The sequence below is a fragment of the Candidatus Omnitrophota bacterium genome, assembly GCA_028715415.1.
Classification (GTDB): domain Bacteria; phylum Omnitrophota; class Gorgyraeia; order Gygaellales; family Profunditerraquicolaceae; genus JAQURX01.
On sequence record JAQURX010000007.1, the window covers coordinates 1 to 15,747 of the forward strand.

Consider the following 15,747-nt stretch of genomic DNA (forward strand, 5'->3'; position numbering starts at 1 on the left):
AGCCGTATGGATGAAGTAATCTTTGAAGAGTTCAAGGGGACTGGTAATATGGAATTGCAACTTGATAGAAACCTCTTCCAGAGAAGGATTTATCCTGCAATTGAAATTAAGCGTTCCAATACCAGGCACGAGGAATTGCTTCTTAAGCCAGATCAGCTGCAGAAGGTTTGGATATTAAGAAAAGTTTTAAATGAGTTAAGTAACGTTGAAGCAATGGAATTGCTTATCGAGAAGTTAGGTAAGACAAAAAACAATGATGATTTTTTAAACAGTATGAACCAATAACGAAAGGAAAGGGAAGTAAAAATGAAAGAGAAAATTCATCCGAATTACAAAGAAAGCACGATTATTTGTGCTTGCGGGGAGACAATCCATACGCGTTCAACCAAGCCAAGTATCCGTGTAGAGATCTGCTCAAAATGTCATCCGTTTTTTACCGGAAAACAGAAGTTTGTGGATTCTGCCGGCCGCGTTGACAAGTTTATGAAGAAATACGCAAAGAAGTAATCTTTGTTTATTGGCTGCAGGCTTAAATGAGGTTACTGTTAAGCTTGCAGCCACTGTATTCATTTAAAGGGTATTACTATGTTTGAACAATTAAAAAAATTTGAATCCCGTTATGAAGAATTAGAGAAGATTTTGGCTGATTACGAGGTTATTTCTGATAAAGAACAGTATAATAGATATGCTAAAGAGCTCTCAGACCTTAAAGAACCGGTATTTTTATACCGTGAACATCTCAAGTTGTCTAAAGAAGCCTTGGATTTAGAAAATGTCCTTAAAGAAAAACATGATAAAGAGTTTGTTGAATTGGCAGAAAAAGAACTGCAGGACATTAAGGCGAAAAAAAATGATTTAGAGGCAAAGCTGACAGCGCTTCTTAAGGGAGAAGATAAGGATGTTAACAGGGATTTTATGATGGAGATTAGGCAGGGAACCGGAGGCGATGAGGCGGGTTTATTCGCAGCTGACCTTTACAGAATGTATACGCTTTACGCTGCAAGCAAGGGTTGGTTAGTTGAATCTATGGCGCTTAGCCCTACAGAAGCCGGCGGCTTCAAAGAAGTTGTTTTTAGTGTTAAAGGAAAAGGTGCATATAAAAGATTAAAATTTGAAAGCGGGGTGCATCGTGTCCAGCGCGTCCCTGAAACAGAGTCCCAAGGCAGGATTCATACTTCTACTGCAACAGTTGCGGTTTTAGTTGAGCCCGAAGAAGTAGATTTAGTTATTGAACCCAAAGATCTAAGAATAGATACTTATAGGTCAAGCGGCCCCGGCGGGCAGCATATGCAAAAGACAGATTCGGCAGTGCGTATTACGCATATTCCATCCGGCGTTGTAGTCGCCTGTCAGGATGAGAGATCACAGCTAAAGAATAAAAATAAGGCAATGAGAATCTTACGTGCAAAACTGCTTGATAAAAAAGCAGAAGACGAGGTTAAAAGATTAACGCAAGCGCGTAAAACACAAATAGGGACCGGGGATAGAAGTGAAAAGATTCGCACATATAATTTTCCTGACCGCAGGGTTACGGATCACCGGATAAATTTTACCTCGCATCAACTAGAGTCAATACTTGAAGGCGATTTGGATGAATTGTCGGATGCTTTAATAAAGGCTGAAGAAGAGAAAAAGAATGAATGAGGCTGAATTATTATTTAGCGAAGTGCTTAATTGTAATCGTACGAATTTATATTTAAACCATAGCCAACTTCTTACCAAGAAGCAGTCTGAGTCAATCGCGCAAGCCTTAAAAAGAAGAATTATTGGTGAGCCGATTCAATATATCCTGGGCTGGAGCGAATTTATGGGGTTTAGATTTAAAGTAAATAAAGATTGTCTAATCCCAAGGCCTGAGACAGAGATTTTAGTTGAAGCCGCTTTAAAATATTTAAACTCTTGCCGTAAACAAGAAACTCAAAACATACTTGATTTGTGCTCCGGATCAGGATGTATCGGGATATCGTTGGCAAAATTACTTCCGGATTGTTTTGTCACCGTTTCTGACATTTCTGAAAAAGCTTTAAAGATTGCGCAGCAGAATGCTTGTTTAAACGGCGTTTCTGATAAAATAAGATTTATTAAAAGCGATCTTTTGAAAGATAAGAAGTTAAGAGACAGGGAATATGATTGCATAGTAAGTAACCCTCCTTATTGCAGCCCCGAAGAAATCAAATCTTTTTCTAAAGAGCTTTATTTTGAACCGCGCATTGCATTAGATGGTGGCAAAGACGGGCTTGAATTTTACCAAAGAATTATTCCGGCTGGGGAAATGATTTTAAAGAAAGACGGTTTGTTGATTATGGAATGCGGTTTTAATCAGGGCTTAAGTTTGCAGAGAATTTTTGGAAATAGCGGTTTTTTTGAAGTAATAGAGGCACTCAAAGATTATAATAGCTTAGACAGGGTGTTAGTTTTAAGAAGAAAATAGGATAGCATAAGTTTAGGAAACAAATCTTAGGAGTTTATTATGGATAAATTAGTTATTGAAGGTGGAGTGCAATTGCATGGGGAAGTAAGTGTTTCGGGTGCTAAGAATGCAGTCTTGCCGATACTGGCAGCTACGCTTTTAACCGACGACGCTTGCATTATTAAGGGAGTGCCGAATTTACGCGATACAAACACAATGTTAAAGATCTTACGTTCCCTTGGTAAGTCAGCGGAATTTGAAAAGGGAGTTGTGACAGTCAGCTCGCTTAAAGCTGCAAATTATATTGCGGATTACAAACTTGTTTCTACAATGCGCGCGTCATTTTGTGTGTTGGGGCCGCTTTTAGGGAAGCTTAAAAAAGCTAAAGTTTCTTTGCCCGGAGGATGTGTTATCGGATTAAGGCCAGTTGATTTGCATATTAAAGGCCTTAAAGCATTGGGAGCTGATATTTCAATTGAATCCGGTTACGTGATTGCAACGGCTAAGAGATTGCATGGAAGCCATATGTATTTAGGAGGGATGTATGGCTCATCTGTTTTGGCAACTGATAATATTTTAATGGCTGCAGTGCTTGCACAAGGCAAAACTGTGATTGAATCAGCCGCGTGTGAGCCGGAAGTAGTTGATTTGGCGGAATTCTTGATTAAGATGGGCGCCAAAATTAAAGGGCATGGAACACCGATTATAGAAGTTGAAGGAGTAAAGCATTTGCATGGGGCGATCCATACAATAATCCCCGATAGGATAGAAGCAGGGACTTTGATGTTAGCCGCTTTAATCACTAAGGGAGATGTTACAATTAAAAATGTTTTATATCAGCATTTGGGTGCGCTTATCGATAAGCTTGAAGAAAGTGGAGCAAGTATAAGTAAATTAGATAGAGCGCTTCGAGTCCGCCATAAGAAATGTCTTAATTCGGTAAATATTACAACACTTCCATACCCCGGTTTTGCAACAGACATGCAAGCGCAGATTATGGCGTTAATGAGTGTAACTCCGGGGATAAGCGTAATAACCGAGAAGATTTATCCTGACAGGTTTATGCATGTTGCAGAGCTTAACCGTATGGGGGCACAAATTCAAAGAGAAGGCCCTCATGCAATCACGGAAGGTATAAAGGTTTTATCCGGAGCTCCTGTTATGGCTTCTGACTTACGCGCTTCCGCAGGCCTTGTCTTAGCCGGGCTTGCAGCAAAAGGAAAGACTACCGTTTCAAGAATCTACCATCTTGAGCGTGGGTATGAGAATATTGAAGAAAAATTATGTTCTCTTGGTGCAAAGGTTTGGAGAGAGAGGGAATAAAATGATATTAATGATTGATAATTACGATTCGTTTACTTACAACCTTGTCCAATATTTAGGAGTGTTGGGTGAAGAGATTAAGGTATTCCGGAATGACGCTATTACCATTGAAGAAATCAAGAAGCTTAAGCCTAAGAAAATAGTTATCTCTCCTGGTCCGGGCCGTCCGGAAGATGCGGGTATTTCATGTAGTGTTATAAAAGAATTTGCAGGAAAGATCCCTATTCTGGGAGTTTGCCTGGGGCATCAGGCTATCGGATATTGTTTTGGAGGTAAAATTATCCCTTCGGGAAAACTTATGCATGGGAAAACTTCGCGTATATACCATAATAATAAAGGGATCTTTAAAGGAATCCCAAATCCTTTTGAGGCTACCCGGTATCATTCTCTGCTTGTTGAAAGAAAAAGCCTGCCGGCATGCCTTGAGATAGCCGCATGGACAAAAGAAAAAGAGATTATGGGGTTAAAGCATAAAGCTTATCCTTTGTGGGGTGTTCAGTTTCATCCTGAATCCATATTAACTAAATCAGGAATGAAGATACTTAAAAACTTCATAAATCTATGATTAGAGAAGCCATAAAGATTATTGCAGAGAATAATGATTTAGATTCCCTGCAGATGGCTTGCGTTATGGAAGAAATAATGTCCGGGAAAGCAGAGACTCCCGAGATTGTTTCTTTCCTTAAGGCGTTAAGCCAAAAAGGAGAGACAGTTAAGGAATTAATCGCGGCAGTTAAGGTGATGCGTAAACACGCGATTAAAATTAATTCCAGCAGAGAAGTTTTATTAGATACCTGTGGGACTGGCGGAGACGCCAGGGGGACTTTTAATGTTTCTACGATAGTTGCTTTTGTTGCAAGTGGCAGCGGAATTGCAGTTGCAAAACACGGTAATAGAAGCGTCTCTAGCCGTTGCGGTTCAGCTGATATACTGGAAGCTCTTTCAATAGATATTAATATGCCTTACAAGAAAATAGAGAAATGCCTTGATGATATCGGCATAGCTTTTTTATTCGCGCAAAACCTGCATCCTGCGATGAAATATGCAATGCCAGCCCGTAGAGAAATCGGCAAAAGAACAATCTTTAACCTAATCGGGCCGCTAAGCAATCCTGCGCAGGCAACGCATCAATTAATCGGAGTTTTTGATAAGAAATGGGTTGGGATTTTTGCCGAAGTTTTGCTTAATTTAGGCTCAACTCATGCATTAGTCGTGCATGGAAAAGATGGTTTAGATGAAATTACAACTTCGGATAATACCGACGTAGCGGAAAGTAACCTTAAAAGCATCAAAACATATGAAATAAATCCGCAGGATTTTGGTTTTAATAAATCAACTTTAGATGATTTAGCAGGAGGTGGAGTTGCGGATAATGTAAAGATATTGCTAGAAATCTTAAAAGGGGTTCATAATCCTAAACGCGATATCGTAGTCTTAAATAGTGCAGCGGCAATATATGTTGCAGGATCGGCCTCTTCAATTAAAGAGGGCATAAAAAAAGCGGAAGATTCCATTGATTCCGGGAAAGCATTAAAGAAATTGGAACTATTACAGGAGTTTTCAAAGAAAGGCTGAAAAACAAAGATGAAAAAAATAGATGCATTAAAAGAAATTATTTTAAAGAAAAAAGAAAAAATTAATTTAGCAAAACAAGTGCTCCCGGAGGAAGAGCTGAAACTAAAAATTCAGAATCTTGAGCCGTGTCGGCCTTTTATTAACGCGATTACGAAACCGAGGATGATTTCTTTGATTGCTGAGATAAAGAAAGCTTCACCTTCCAAAGGGGTTATCAGGCAGGATTTCAATCTTAGTGAGATTGCAATTGCATATAAAGAAGCAGATGTCCAGGCGGTCTCCGTGCTAACAGAAGAGGATTATTTCCAAGGAAATTTGAATTATATAAATGAAGTTAAAGCTTTGATAGAAGTCCCAATATTAAGAAAAGATTTTATTCTAGAGCCGTATCAGGTTTATGAATCACGATACTTTGGAGCTGACGCGATTCTTCTTATCACAGACTTACTTACAAAAGATGAATTATCTAATTTAATGGAATTGTCTTCGAGTTTAGGGTTGGATTATCTGGTTGAGGTACATACTGAGAAAGAGCTTAAAAAAGTCTTAAGTTTAAAGCCAAAGCTTATTGGTATAAACAACCGTGATTTGCATACTCTTGAGGTTGATTTTAAAACTACCGAGAAATTATATACATTAGTTCCTAAGGGCCAGCCGGTAGTAGTTGAGAGCGGCATTAAAAATTACCAAGATGTTTTATTCTTAAAAATATTGGGGGTAAATGCTGTTCTTATCGGTGAGGCATTTATGTCAGCTCCCGACATAAAAATGAAAGTTGAAGAGGTTATGGGGTGGTAAACCCCCACACCAACTCTGCGGAAGGTATGTTTTATGTTCTAAAGAGCAAGAAAGATTTGTGTTGCTATATTGGATCAACAAATAACCTAGATAAAAGATTGAGGGAGCACAATTCTGGCGTGGTGTTTTCTACTAAACATAGAATACCGTTTGAGATAATTTATTTTGAAGCATATAAATCGGAATTTGATGCAAGGAAGCGAGAACACAATTTAAAATTAAGATCTCGAGCCTTCGTTCAGCTAAGAAAAAGAATTACCAGAAGCATTTTAACTTGAGGAGTTGGTGTGGGGGTAAAAGTTAAGATTTGCGGGATAACTAATCTTAAAGACGCGCTTTTTGCTGTTAAAGCAGGAAGTAATGCCTTAGGATTTATTTTTTACAAAAAGAGCCCGAGGTATTTATCTCCTGTTAAAGCCAAAGCCATTATTAGGCAATTGCCTTCGTCTGTGAAGAAAGTTGGTGTTTTTGTCAATGCGAAAGAGGCAACTATCCGAAAAATCGCAAAGGAATGCAATCTTGATTTATTGCAATTTCATGGTGAAGAAAGCAGTGCTTTTTGTGATAAATTTAAGGGCTATAGAATTATCAAAGTTTTCCGAATCAAGGATAAACTTGACTTAAAAGAAATCCAAGGATATAAAACATTTGCTTATCTTTTTGATACATTTTCTCCTTTAGGGCAGGGAGGAACCGGTAAGAGGTTTAATTGGGATTTGATAAAACATTTTAAAGATTTAAAGCGGCCCATATTCTTATCAGGGGGGCTTACTAAACAAAATATAAAGAAAGCAATTAGAACCGTTCATCCGGATTGGGTGGATGTTTCCAGTTCCGTAGAATTAGAACCCGGGAAGAAAGATAGTATCAAAATAAGAGAATTTATTTCTGTAGTTAAGAAATGATGCTATAATTATTACAAATGAAAAAATGCCCTTATTGCGCAGAAGAAATACAAGATGATGCTATAAAATGCAGGTTCTGCGGAGAGAATTTAAAAAAGCGCAAGTTTTGGGTGAATTGTTTGTTGGGTTGCCTTATTACGATTGTAGTTTCAATTTTGCTGGTTACTTTTTTTGTTTATTTGAGTTTTATGCTGTTAAAGTTTATCGCTTATAATTTCTTTTTCCCAGGGAATTCAGCGTTGCCTCATTATTGGATGCAAAATTTTAATGATGTGTTTTTGGCCCTCTGGGAGAGATTAATGAATTTTTTAAATATGAACCATCAAAACTATCAAGGGATTACATTTTAATGGGTACTTTACCAAATAAGTCAGGGTATTTCGGAGAGTTTGGAGGAAGATTCGTCCCCGAAACGCTCATCTATGCGTTGGAAGAGTTAACCCGGGAATATGCTAAAGTAAGGACTGATAAGAAATTTCATCAGGAGCTTGATTATTACCTTAAAGAGTATGCAGGACGCCCCACTCCGCTTTATCTTGCCGCAAATTTAAGCAAACACTTAGGCATTAAAAAAGTATATTTAAAAAGAGAAGACCTTTTGCATACAGGGGCCCATAAAATTAACAATACTTTAGGCCAGGTTTTGCTTGGGCTCAGGATGAAGAAGCCGCGTATTATTGCAGAAACTGGAGCTGGCCAGCATGGTGTGGCAACTGCAACAGTCGCTGCTTTGTTTGGTTTAAAATGCGATATCTATATGGGTAGCGAAGATATAGAGCGCCAAAAGCCCAATGTATTCCGGATGAAGCTTTTGGGAGCAAGAGTAATTCCGGTTACTAGTGGTTCAAAAACTTTAAAAGATGCTATGACAGAGGCTTTAAGGGATTGGGTAACCAATGTGCGGGAGACGCACTATATTATCGGTACTGTTGCCGGGCCCCATCCGTATCCTATGATAGTTAGGGATTTCCAGTCTGTTATCGGTAAAGAAGCAAGAAAACAGATTAAAGAAAAGGAAGGCAAGCTTGCAGATTATTTAGTTGCTTGTGTAGGCGGCGGAAGTAATGCTATGGGCTTATTCTATCCTTTTTTTAATGACAAAAAGGTTAAGTTTATAGGTGTAGAGGCAGGCGGCAGAGGAATTGCTTCCGGTAAACATGCTGCAACCTTGGTAAAGGGCGATGTGGGAGTTTTGCATGGGCAGAAATCCGGTTTATTAGAAGATCGATTCGGACAAATTTTGTCAACACATTCAATTTCTGCAGGGCTTGATTATCCGGGAGTTGGGCCGGAACACGCGTATTATAAAAAGATTAAAAGAGCAGTTTACGTTTCAGTTAACGATAAAGAAGCTTTGCAGGGATTTGAACTATTAGCTAAATTAGAAGGCATAATCCCGGCATTGGAATCTTCGCATGCAGTTGCTTATTTGATAAAGAATAAAGTTAAGTTCAAGAATTCAATTGTAATAGTCTGCCTTTCCGGCAGGGGAGATAAAGATCTGGGGATAGTAACACAAGAGATAAAAGTATGAATAGGATTGAAGCAAAATTTGTAAATTTAAAGAAGAACAAGAAAAAAGCGTTCATCGCTTTTATTACCGCAGGGTATCCTAGCCTTGATGTAACCTATAAATTAATTCTGGAATTCTCTCGTATCGGTGTAGATGCAATTGAACTCGGAGTTCCTTTCTCCGATCCGATTGCCGACGGGCCAATTATCCAGGAGGCATCGGGTTTCGCTTTAAAAAGAAATGTTCATTTAGCCGAAATCTTTAATCTTGTCAAAAAAGCCCGCCTTAAAACCCAAGTCCCTATTTGCCTGATGACTTATTACAACCCGGTGTTTTGTTTTAATGAAGCTAAATTCGTAGAAAGATGTGTTTCTTCCGGAGTAGACGGAGTTATTATACCTGATTTACCTCCTGAGGAAGGAAAGGCTTTGATAAAATTAGCAAATAATGCAAACTTGGATATTATTTGTTTTGTTTCCCCGACTACAAGCAGTTCTCGTATGAAATTAGTTTCCCGTATTTCAAGAGGCTTTATCTATTATGTTTCGTTGACGGGAGTAACGGGCGCGCGTAAATCTTTGCCAGATGATTTAGTGGATAATCTTAAGGCGATAAAACGAATTACGAAAAAGCCGGTTTGTGTAGGATTTGGCGTTTCAACAGCTGCCCAAGTAAAAGAAGTATCAAAATATGCAGATGGCGTTATCGTGGGTAGTGCGATTGTCAGGGGGATAAAGGAAAGAATAGGAAAATCTGACCTCGTCAAAAAAGTAAGTGCCCTTGTCGTAAGTCTGAAAGGATAATTAAAAGTGTATAAAAAGCATGTTTTAAGTAATGGTTTAAGAATAATTTCAAACCATATGCCCGATAAACAGTCGGTTGCTCTTGGCATATGGATAAATGTCGGCGGAAGGTATGAAATGCAGAAGAATAAAGGGATGTCGCATTTCTTGGAACATCTTCTTTTTAAAGGCTCTAAGAAATACTCCTGCCGTGCGATTAAAGAGTCAATTGAGGGGATTGGCGGTTCATTAAATGGTTTTACTTCCGAAGAAATGACTTGTTACCTTGTCAAAATCCCGGCTAAGTATCAGAATTTGGCATTTGAAGTTTTATCGGACATGGTTTTAAACCCAGTATTGCCAAAATTAGAAATTGAGAAGGAAAAAACCGTAATTTTGGAAGAAATAAAATTGTATAGGGACCTTCCTCAAAGCTATGTGCATGAATTGCTTGATGAGCTTCTCTGGCCGGATCAACCGTTAGGTAAGCCGGTTATTGGGACAGCTGAATCCGTCGGAGCTGTTGATAAAGAAGAGTTATCTTTATTCAAGAATAATTTTTATACTCCTGTTAATATGGTAGTAAGCGCTGTTGGTTGTTTAGACCAGGCGAGATTGGTAAAATTGGCTACAAAGGCCTTTTCTTCTAAAGAAGAAAGCGACAAGAATGTTTTTACTTCTGCAATTGAAGCCCAAAGCAAGCCTCAGCTAAAAGTATTTCATAAAGAGACAGAGCAGACCCATCTGGCATTAGGATTCCATAGTTTTAAACGCGGGCATGCCTTAAGGCACGCACAGGGGCTTTTGCATGTAATATTAGGGGCAAATATGTCCAGCCGGCTTTTTAACGAGGTAAGGGAGAAGAGAGGGCTTGCTTATGAAATCGGCACGCAGGTTAAGCGCTTCATGGATACGGGAGCATTTATTGTACACGCTGGTATTGATAACAGAAAAGTTGACGAAGCCCTTAAATTAATCTTAAAGGAATTGTCCAAGATACGAAGGAATCCGGTTACCAAAGATGAATTTAACCGGGCGAAAGAATTTTACCTTGGCCAGCTTTTACTTGGGTTGGAGGATACTTTAGAGCATATGCTTTGGATTGGAGAAACGACAGTTACTTTGGATAAAGTCTATTCTTTAGAAGAGATAATTAAGGAAGTTAAGGAAGTTAAGATTGAAGATTTACAAGAAGTGGCAAATTGTATTTTTGAAAGGAATAAGCTAAATCTTGCTTTAATCGGCCCATTAAAAGATAAAGAGCAGCATATATACAAGCAATTGGAGTTATAGGTTAATAATATGGATAAAGTACTTTCTTTGCCTTTTGTTGGCATCCTTTTTGTAATCTTAACGTTACTTTCTTTTTTGTTTTCAGCTTCAGAGACTTCAATTATCAGCTTAAGCAGGATACGCCTGCGCCATATGGTTAGCCGTGGATTAAAGCGAGCCCAGAGTATCCAGCGGCTTATCTCTAATATGGATAAGTTTATCTCTGCAATCTTGGTTTTAAATAATTTTGTGAATATCGCCATGTCGGCGATTATAACGGCAATATGCTTAACATTGTTTAGCTATAAATGGGCTGTGGTTATTGCGACTTTTGCAACGTCTTTTTTCATTGTTATTGCACTTGAGATCACTCCGAAAATTATTGCAATTAAACATACGGAACGGGTAGCTTTGTTTATTGCTCCGATAATGGAGGTTTTGATCAAGATCTTTAATCCGATAATCTTATTCTTTAATGGCGCTAGCAGCTTTTTAATCAAGCTTATAGGGATAAAACCGGTTAAGAAGTCTCCTCTGGTTACAGAGGAAGAGCTTCGTTTGATGATTGAAATAGGAAAAGAAGAGGGTTTCCTGAGTGAACAGAAAGGCAAAATGCTGCATAGAATCCTTGAGTTTGGTAATATAACAGTAGGCGATGTTATGGTACCGAAGGAAAAAATGATTGCAGTTGACATGGATCTTAAGCAGGAAGATATATTAAATATATTCGTTGAAGAAGGGCATGCCCGGCTTCCGGTGTATAAAGATAAGATTGAGAATGTTGTCGGCGTTATTTATGCCAGGGACCTTTTGTATATATTAAAAGAGAAGGGGTTGTTTGTTTTGCAGGATTTGGTTCATGATGCCTATAAGGTTAGCGCTACTTGCAAAGTTAATGAGCTTTTGCATAGATTTCAGACAGATAAGATTCAGATGGCGGTAGTTGTGGATAAAGACAAAAAAACAGTTGGTTTAGTCACTCTAGAGGATTTGATTGAAGAAATTGTCGGGGAAATTGAAGAAAAGCATCATAGGAAACATTAGGTAAAACAAGAATCAATTGACAGTTAAAATAACCTGTGATAGTATAAATGAAACTTGAATCGTAATTATTCTAAAAGGAGGAACAAATGGCAGAAACAGGATATTGCGTAAAGTGCAAAGCAAAAAAAGTCATGAAAGATGAACAAAAAGTCACAATGAAGAATGATCGTATGGCCATGAAGGGTAAATGCCCTGAATGTGGCACTGGAATGTATAAGATTTTAGGCAAGAAGAAATAAGGGAGGAATCATCATAGTTTCAAAAAACCTGGCGCAACGAATAGCGGCAGTTGCTAAGTCCAAGAAAGCTCAAAAAGTAGTTATCCTGCAGATGTCCGAAGAGGCTGGCTTCTGTGATTATTTTGTTATCGCAAGCGCCACATCTTTAAGGCAGGTAAATGCGGTTGCCCGGGCAATAGAAGATGATTTAGCCAAAGACGGGATAAAATCTCTTTCGAAGGTCTTGCCTAGCGACGAATCTGGTTGGGTTGTTTTAGATTTTGTTTCCATAGTAGTGCATATTTTCTACAAGCCACTAAGAGAATTTTATTCACTAGAACGTTTATGGGCAGACGCTAAGAAAATCAGAGTTGCCCGTAGCAAGAAAATTTAGTCAATGGTCACTGTCTGTATACAGGCAGTGACCATTCCTTTCAAAAGCGGCTTCCTTTCTTTAGATTGACCTGTGCTTATGCACAAAATCAAATTTCTTAAAGGATTTGTTAATGTTAAAAGAAAATATCAATGATTTGTTGGTCGGGGTAATTAAAAACTCATTAAAGAACCTTGGCATGGATTCTTTTTCTAAGGAAGACCCATACCTTGATTTTTCTACCGATATCCGTTTCGGGGACCTTTCTACGAATATCGCCATGCGCTTAAGTAAGCCTCTCCAGAAGCCCCCCAGAGAAGTAGCTTCTTTGATAATAGATGGCATTAAACAAGAGCTCCAAAAATCTAAATTTGGCGATTATGTTAAGGAGATTAAAGTAGAAGGTGCCGGATTTATTAATTTTTATATAGCAGATAAATATTTTTATGAAAGATTAAGCGAACTTTTGGTTAAAGGCCCGGATTTCTTGAAATTAGATAAAGGCAAAGGCGCAAAAGCGTTGATTGAATTTGTAAGCGCCAATCCGACGGGTTCTCTTTCAGTTGCGCACGCAAGGCAGGCTGCGGTAGGGGATTGCCTGGCAAATATTTTGCAGTTTCTTGGGTTTAACGTCCAGAGAGAATATTACCTTAATGATGAAGGTAACCAGATAAATATATTGGGTAGGTCAGTTGAATTAAGGATGAAAGAGCTTTCAGGAGAGAAGATTGAATTTCCTGAAGACCATTATCAGGGCGACTATATCTATGATATTGCAAAGAAAGCTCAAGAGGAAAAAATTACAGCAGAGAATCTCGGCGATTATGCCGGAAATTATATCTTGGATATCATTAGAAAGGAACTTGATGATTTTGGGGTTAAATTTGACTGCTGGTATTCTCAGAAAGAATTAAGGAAGCAGGGTAAAATTGAAGAAGCACTTAATTTTTTAAAGAAGAAAGGTTATCTTTATGATCAGGATGGCGCTTTATGGTTTAAGTCAACTGAATTTGGAGATGATAAAGACAGGGTAATCATAAAAAGCGACGGATCATATACGTATTTGGCCCCCGATATCGCTTATCATCAGGAAAAGTATAAGCGTGGTTTTGAATGGCTTATTAATCTTTGGGGCCCAGATCACCATGGCTATATTAATAGGATAAAGGCTTCGGTCCAGGCTTTTGGAAAAGATGCATCAAGCCTTTCAATAGTTATTGTTCAACTGGCAACTATATTTAGGGGAGGGAAACCCGTGCAGATGTCCACAAGGCGGGGGCAATACATAACTCTGCGCGAGGTGCTTGATGAAGTCGGGGTTGACGCTTCAAGGTTCTTTTTTATTATGCGCAGGACTTCAAGCCACCTTGATTTTGACCTTGATGTTGCCAAGAAGCAGACCGCGGAGAATCCTGTTTATTATGTGCAGTATGCCCACGCGAGGATCTGCAGTATCTTACGCTCAAGCGGTGTTGATACGGCCAAGGACGCTGATTTCTCATTGTTAAAGGAAAAAGAAGAGTTGGCTTTAATAAAGAAGATACTTCAATTTTCATATATAACAAATATTTGCCTTATAACTCAGGATCCTTATATGCTGACAGTTTATCTGCAGGAGGTTTCCGAGAGTTTTCATAAATTTTATGATTTGCACCGTGTTTTGGGCCAGTCTGATGCATTAACTAAAGCGCGTCTGGCCTTAATTGATGCAACCAGAATTGTAATTGCTAAAGGTTTGGAACTAGCAGGCGTAACACGTCCAGAGAAAATGTAGATGCATAGCCACAAAATAGTAAAGGTCTCCCCGCAAAACCCTATCCTTCAGGAAAAATTATCTTCTGAACTAAAAATCTCTAAAGTAATAGCCCAGTTATTAATAAACCGGTCAATACAAAATGTTGAGGAAGCGCGAAAGTTCCTTCAACCGAACCCCAAAAACCTGCACGATCCTTTTTCTTTCCATGGTATGGAAAAAGCAGTAAGTATTATTCGTAAGGCTATTAAGAATAAAGAGAAAATCATGGTTTTTGGAGATTATGATGTAGACGGCATAACAGCTGCTGCCTTGGTTAAGGAAACTATTATGAAATTAGGAGGGGATTGCCTGCATTATTTGCCGCACAGGATAAAAGAAGGGTACGGCTTAAGTAAAGATATCGCAAATATAGTTAAGGAAAAAAAGGTAAAACTTCTTATTACCGTTGATTGCGGGACAAGTAATCATGGCCAGATAGAAGAGTTAAGGCATTTGGGTATTGAGGTAGTTATCACAGACCATCATGAGCAATCAAGTATGCATCTTCCTTGCGCCTCTAGCATTATTAACCCTAAAACTAAAGCCTCCAGTTATAAATTCAGGGATTTAGCAGGAGTGGGTGTTGCCTATAAACTCTGCCAAGCGCTTACTGAGAAGATGCTGCTTGATGATTTGGATTTGGTTTCTTTGGGAACCATTGCTGATTCGGTTTCTTTGACCGGGGAGAACCGTATCTTTGCTAAGGAAGGCCTGAAAAGATTCCCACAAACTAAAAGAGAGGGCCTGCGTTCATTAATCAGAAATGCGGGGATAGAAAACAAAAAGTTTACTTCTACGTATATTAGCTTTATCCTTGCCCCGCGGATTAATGCAAGCGGCAGGATGGATAGCGCTGAATTATCTTTAAAATTATTGATGGCTAAAGATAGAGAGGAAGCGGATGAATTAGCCAAGGCGCTTGAATCATTTAATCGTAAACGTCAGCAGGTTGAGTCAAAAATACTTGAAGAAGCGCAGGATTTGATTGAAAAGGAAGTTAATTTTAAGGAACACAAGATTATTGTCATTGCTAAAGAGGACTGGCATCAGGGAGTTTTAGGAATAGTTGCCTCAAAATTGGCAGATAGGTTTTATCGTCCGGCAATTGTAATCTCCCTAAGTGAGAATTTATGCAAAGGTTCGGCGCGATCCATAAAGAATTTCCATTTATTTGAAGCGCTCGTAGATTGCAAGGATTTATTGGATACGTTCGGTGGGCACAGCCATGCAGCAGGGCTTTTGATTTCAAAAGCAAATATTGATGATTTTAGAAAAAGTATTAATAAATTGGCAAATCAAAAGCTTGTCTTGGAAGATCTATTGCCCAGTATTGATATTGATGTGGATTTGCCGCTTTCTGATTTAAATGAAAAGCTTGTATTGCAGTTAGAGGCTTTGGAGCCATTTGGCATGGCAAACCCTGAGCCACTTTTCTTTACTAGAAACCTTAAAGTTAAGGGGCAGATGCAAATCTTAAATAGGGCTACAATTAAGTTCTGGGTAAGCGATGGACAAATAACTTTTCCTGCCATCGGCTTTGGGATGAGTAGCCTTAAAGACAGCTTGTTAAGTTCAAATAGTTTTGACTTAGTTTATAGCCCTAGGATTGATTCGTGGCGCGGAGATTCATCAATTATCTTGGAAATCAGGGATATTTTTATCAGGTAGGTTTTAAGCTTTCTGAAAGTTACCCTTTTTGATGCATTTTGCGCAGATATAGACTTTTCTCGGGTGGCCGT

At 38.7% G+C, this 15,747-nt stretch carries 19 protein-coding genes; all 19 read left to right on the forward strand.

Annotated features, from left to right (window positions below):
* Positions 1–285, forward strand: a 285-nt coding sequence (gene rho / locus PHO70_03995; GenBank protein MDD5432132.1) for a transcription termination factor Rho, incomplete at its 5' end; no start/stop codon positions are given.
* 21 nt (positions 286–306) lie between these two features.
* Positions 307–507 (forward strand): 50S ribosomal protein L31, encoded by a 201-nt coding sequence (gene rpmE, locus PHO70_04000; GenBank protein MDD5432133.1) that lies wholly within the window; start codon positions 307–309, stop codon positions 505–507.
* Between the two features lie 78 nt (positions 508–585).
* Complete coding sequence (gene prfA / locus PHO70_04005; GenBank protein MDD5432134.1) at positions 586–1,644, forward strand: peptide chain release factor 1; 1,059 nt, start codon at positions 586–588, stop codon at positions 1,642–1,644.
* Positions 1,637–2,431 carry a peptide chain release factor N(5)-glutamine methyltransferase gene (prmC, locus tag PHO70_04010; protein ID MDD5432135.1) on the forward strand — a complete coding sequence of 265 codons (795 nt, stop codon included), beginning with the start codon at positions 1,637–1,639 and terminating at the stop codon, positions 2,429–2,431. The genes prfA and prmC overlap by 8 nt, the downstream gene beginning before the upstream one ends.
* A gap of 39 nt (positions 2,432–2,470) precedes the next feature.
* On the forward strand, positions 2,471–3,733 hold the full coding sequence (gene murA, locus PHO70_04015; protein ID MDD5432136.1) for a UDP-N-acetylglucosamine 1-carboxyvinyltransferase: 1,263 nt from the start codon (positions 2,471–2,473) through the stop codon (positions 3,731–3,733).
* Position 3,734: 1 nt separating this feature from the next.
* Complete coding sequence (locus PHO70_04020; protein ID MDD5432137.1) at positions 3,735–4,298, forward strand: aminodeoxychorismate/anthranilate synthase component II; 564 nt, start codon at positions 3,735–3,737, stop codon at positions 4,296–4,298.
* Positions 4,295–5,308, forward strand: coding sequence for an anthranilate phosphoribosyltransferase (gene trpD, locus PHO70_04025; GenBank protein MDD5432138.1), 1,014 nt, complete (start codon positions 4,295–4,297; stop codon positions 5,306–5,308). The genes PHO70_04020 and trpD overlap by 4 nt, the downstream gene beginning before the upstream one ends.
* 9 nt (positions 5,309–5,317) lie before the next feature.
* On the forward strand, positions 5,318–6,106 hold the full coding sequence (gene trpC / locus PHO70_04030) for an indole-3-glycerol phosphate synthase TrpC (GenBank protein ID MDD5432139.1): 789 nt from the start codon (positions 5,318–5,320) through the stop codon (positions 6,104–6,106).
* A gap of 26 nt (positions 6,107–6,132) precedes the next feature.
* Positions 6,133–6,384, forward strand: a complete 252-nt coding sequence (locus tag PHO70_04035; protein MDD5432140.1) for a GIY-YIG nuclease family protein — start codon at positions 6,133–6,135, stop codon at positions 6,382–6,384.
* Between the two features lie 9 nt (positions 6,385–6,393).
* Positions 6,394–7,011 carry a phosphoribosylanthranilate isomerase gene (locus PHO70_04040; GenBank protein ID MDD5432141.1) on the forward strand — a complete coding sequence of 206 codons (618 nt, stop codon included), beginning with the start codon at positions 6,394–6,396 and terminating at the stop codon, positions 7,009–7,011.
* A 17-nt stretch (positions 7,012–7,028) separates the two neighbouring features.
* A complete protein-coding gene (locus PHO70_04045; GenBank protein ID MDD5432142.1) occupies positions 7,029–7,361 on the forward strand; it encodes a zinc ribbon domain-containing protein in 333 nt (110 codons plus the stop codon).
* Positions 7,361–8,545, forward strand: a complete 1,185-nt coding sequence (trpB, locus tag PHO70_04050; GenBank protein MDD5432143.1) for a tryptophan synthase subunit beta — start codon at positions 7,361–7,363, stop codon at positions 8,543–8,545. Before PHO70_04045 ends, trpB begins: the two co-directional genes overlap by 1 nt.
* On the forward strand, positions 8,542–9,327 hold the full coding sequence (gene trpA, locus PHO70_04055) for a tryptophan synthase subunit alpha (protein ID MDD5432144.1): 786 nt from the start codon (positions 8,542–8,544) through the stop codon (positions 9,325–9,327). Before trpB ends, trpA begins: the two co-directional genes overlap by 4 nt.
* Before the next feature lie 6 nt (positions 9,328–9,333).
* Positions 9,334–10,599, forward strand: coding sequence for a pitrilysin family protein (locus tag PHO70_04060; GenBank protein ID MDD5432145.1), 1,266 nt, complete (start codon positions 9,334–9,336; stop codon positions 10,597–10,599).
* Positions 10,600–10,608: 9 nt separating this feature from the next.
* The gene (locus tag PHO70_04065; protein MDD5432146.1) at positions 10,609–11,622 is read left to right on the forward strand and encodes a hemolysin family protein; all 1,014 of its coding nucleotides are present in this window, start codon (positions 10,609–10,611) and stop codon (positions 11,620–11,622) included.
* Positions 11,623–11,708: 86 nt separating this feature from the next.
* Positions 11,709–11,861, forward strand: coding sequence for a DUF5679 domain-containing protein (locus tag PHO70_04070; protein ID MDD5432147.1), 153 nt, complete (start codon positions 11,709–11,711; stop codon positions 11,859–11,861).
* 40 nt (positions 11,862–11,901) lie between these two features.
* On the forward strand, positions 11,902–12,234 hold the full coding sequence (rsfS, locus tag PHO70_04075) for a ribosome silencing factor (GenBank protein MDD5432148.1): 333 nt from the start codon (positions 11,902–11,904) through the stop codon (positions 12,232–12,234).
* Between the two features lie 112 nt (positions 12,235–12,346).
* Positions 12,347–13,987 (forward strand): arginine--tRNA ligase, encoded by a 1,641-nt coding sequence (gene argS, locus PHO70_04080; protein ID MDD5432149.1) that lies wholly within the window; start codon positions 12,347–12,349, stop codon positions 13,985–13,987.
* Positions 13,988–15,676 (forward strand): single-stranded-DNA-specific exonuclease RecJ, encoded by a 1,689-nt coding sequence (gene recJ / locus PHO70_04085; protein MDD5432150.1) that lies wholly within the window; start codon positions 13,988–13,990, stop codon positions 15,674–15,676.
* Positions 15,677–15,747 lie beyond the last annotated feature (71 nt).

Coding starts and splice junctions, on each gene's coding strand:
- prmC (MDD5432135.1), top strand. CDS start 1,637: ATGAATGAGGCTGAATTATTATTTAGCGAAGTGCTTAATTGTAATCGT.
- trpA (MDD5432144.1), top strand. CDS start 8,542: ATGAATAGGATTGAAGCAAAATTTGTAAATTTAAAGAAGAACAAGAAA.
- PHO70_04065 (MDD5432146.1), top strand. CDS start 10,609: ATGGATAAAGTACTTTCTTTGCCTTTTGTTGGCATCCTTTTTGTAATC.
- recJ (MDD5432150.1), top strand. CDS start 13,988: ATGCATAGCCACAAAATAGTAAAGGTCTCCCCGCAAAACCCTATCCTT.
- trpC (MDD5432139.1), top strand. CDS start 5,318: ATGAAAAAAATAGATGCATTAAAAGAAATTATTTTAAAGAAAAAAGAA.
- trpD (MDD5432138.1), top strand. CDS start 4,295: ATGATTAGAGAAGCCATAAAGATTATTGCAGAGAATAATGATTTAGAT.
- trpB (MDD5432143.1), top strand. CDS start 7,361: ATGGGTACTTTACCAAATAAGTCAGGGTATTTCGGAGAGTTTGGAGGA.
- rpmE (MDD5432133.1), top strand. CDS start 307: ATGAAAGAGAAAATTCATCCGAATTACAAAGAAAGCACGATTATTTGT.
- murA (MDD5432136.1), top strand. CDS start 2,471: ATGGATAAATTAGTTATTGAAGGTGGAGTGCAATTGCATGGGGAAGTA.
- prfA (MDD5432134.1), top strand. CDS start 586: ATGTTTGAACAATTAAAAAAATTTGAATCCCGTTATGAAGAATTAGAG.
- PHO70_04020 (MDD5432137.1), top strand. CDS start 3,735: ATGATATTAATGATTGATAATTACGATTCGTTTACTTACAACCTTGTC.
- argS (MDD5432149.1), top strand. CDS start 12,347: ATGTTAAAAGAAAATATCAATGATTTGTTGGTCGGGGTAATTAAAAAC.
- PHO70_04035 (MDD5432140.1), top strand. CDS start 6,133: ATGTTTTATGTTCTAAAGAGCAAGAAAGATTTGTGTTGCTATATTGGA.
- PHO70_04045 (MDD5432142.1), top strand. CDS start 7,029: ATGAAAAAATGCCCTTATTGCGCAGAAGAAATACAAGATGATGCTATA.
- PHO70_04070 (MDD5432147.1), top strand. CDS start 11,709: ATGGCAGAAACAGGATATTGCGTAAAGTGCAAAGCAAAAAAAGTCATG.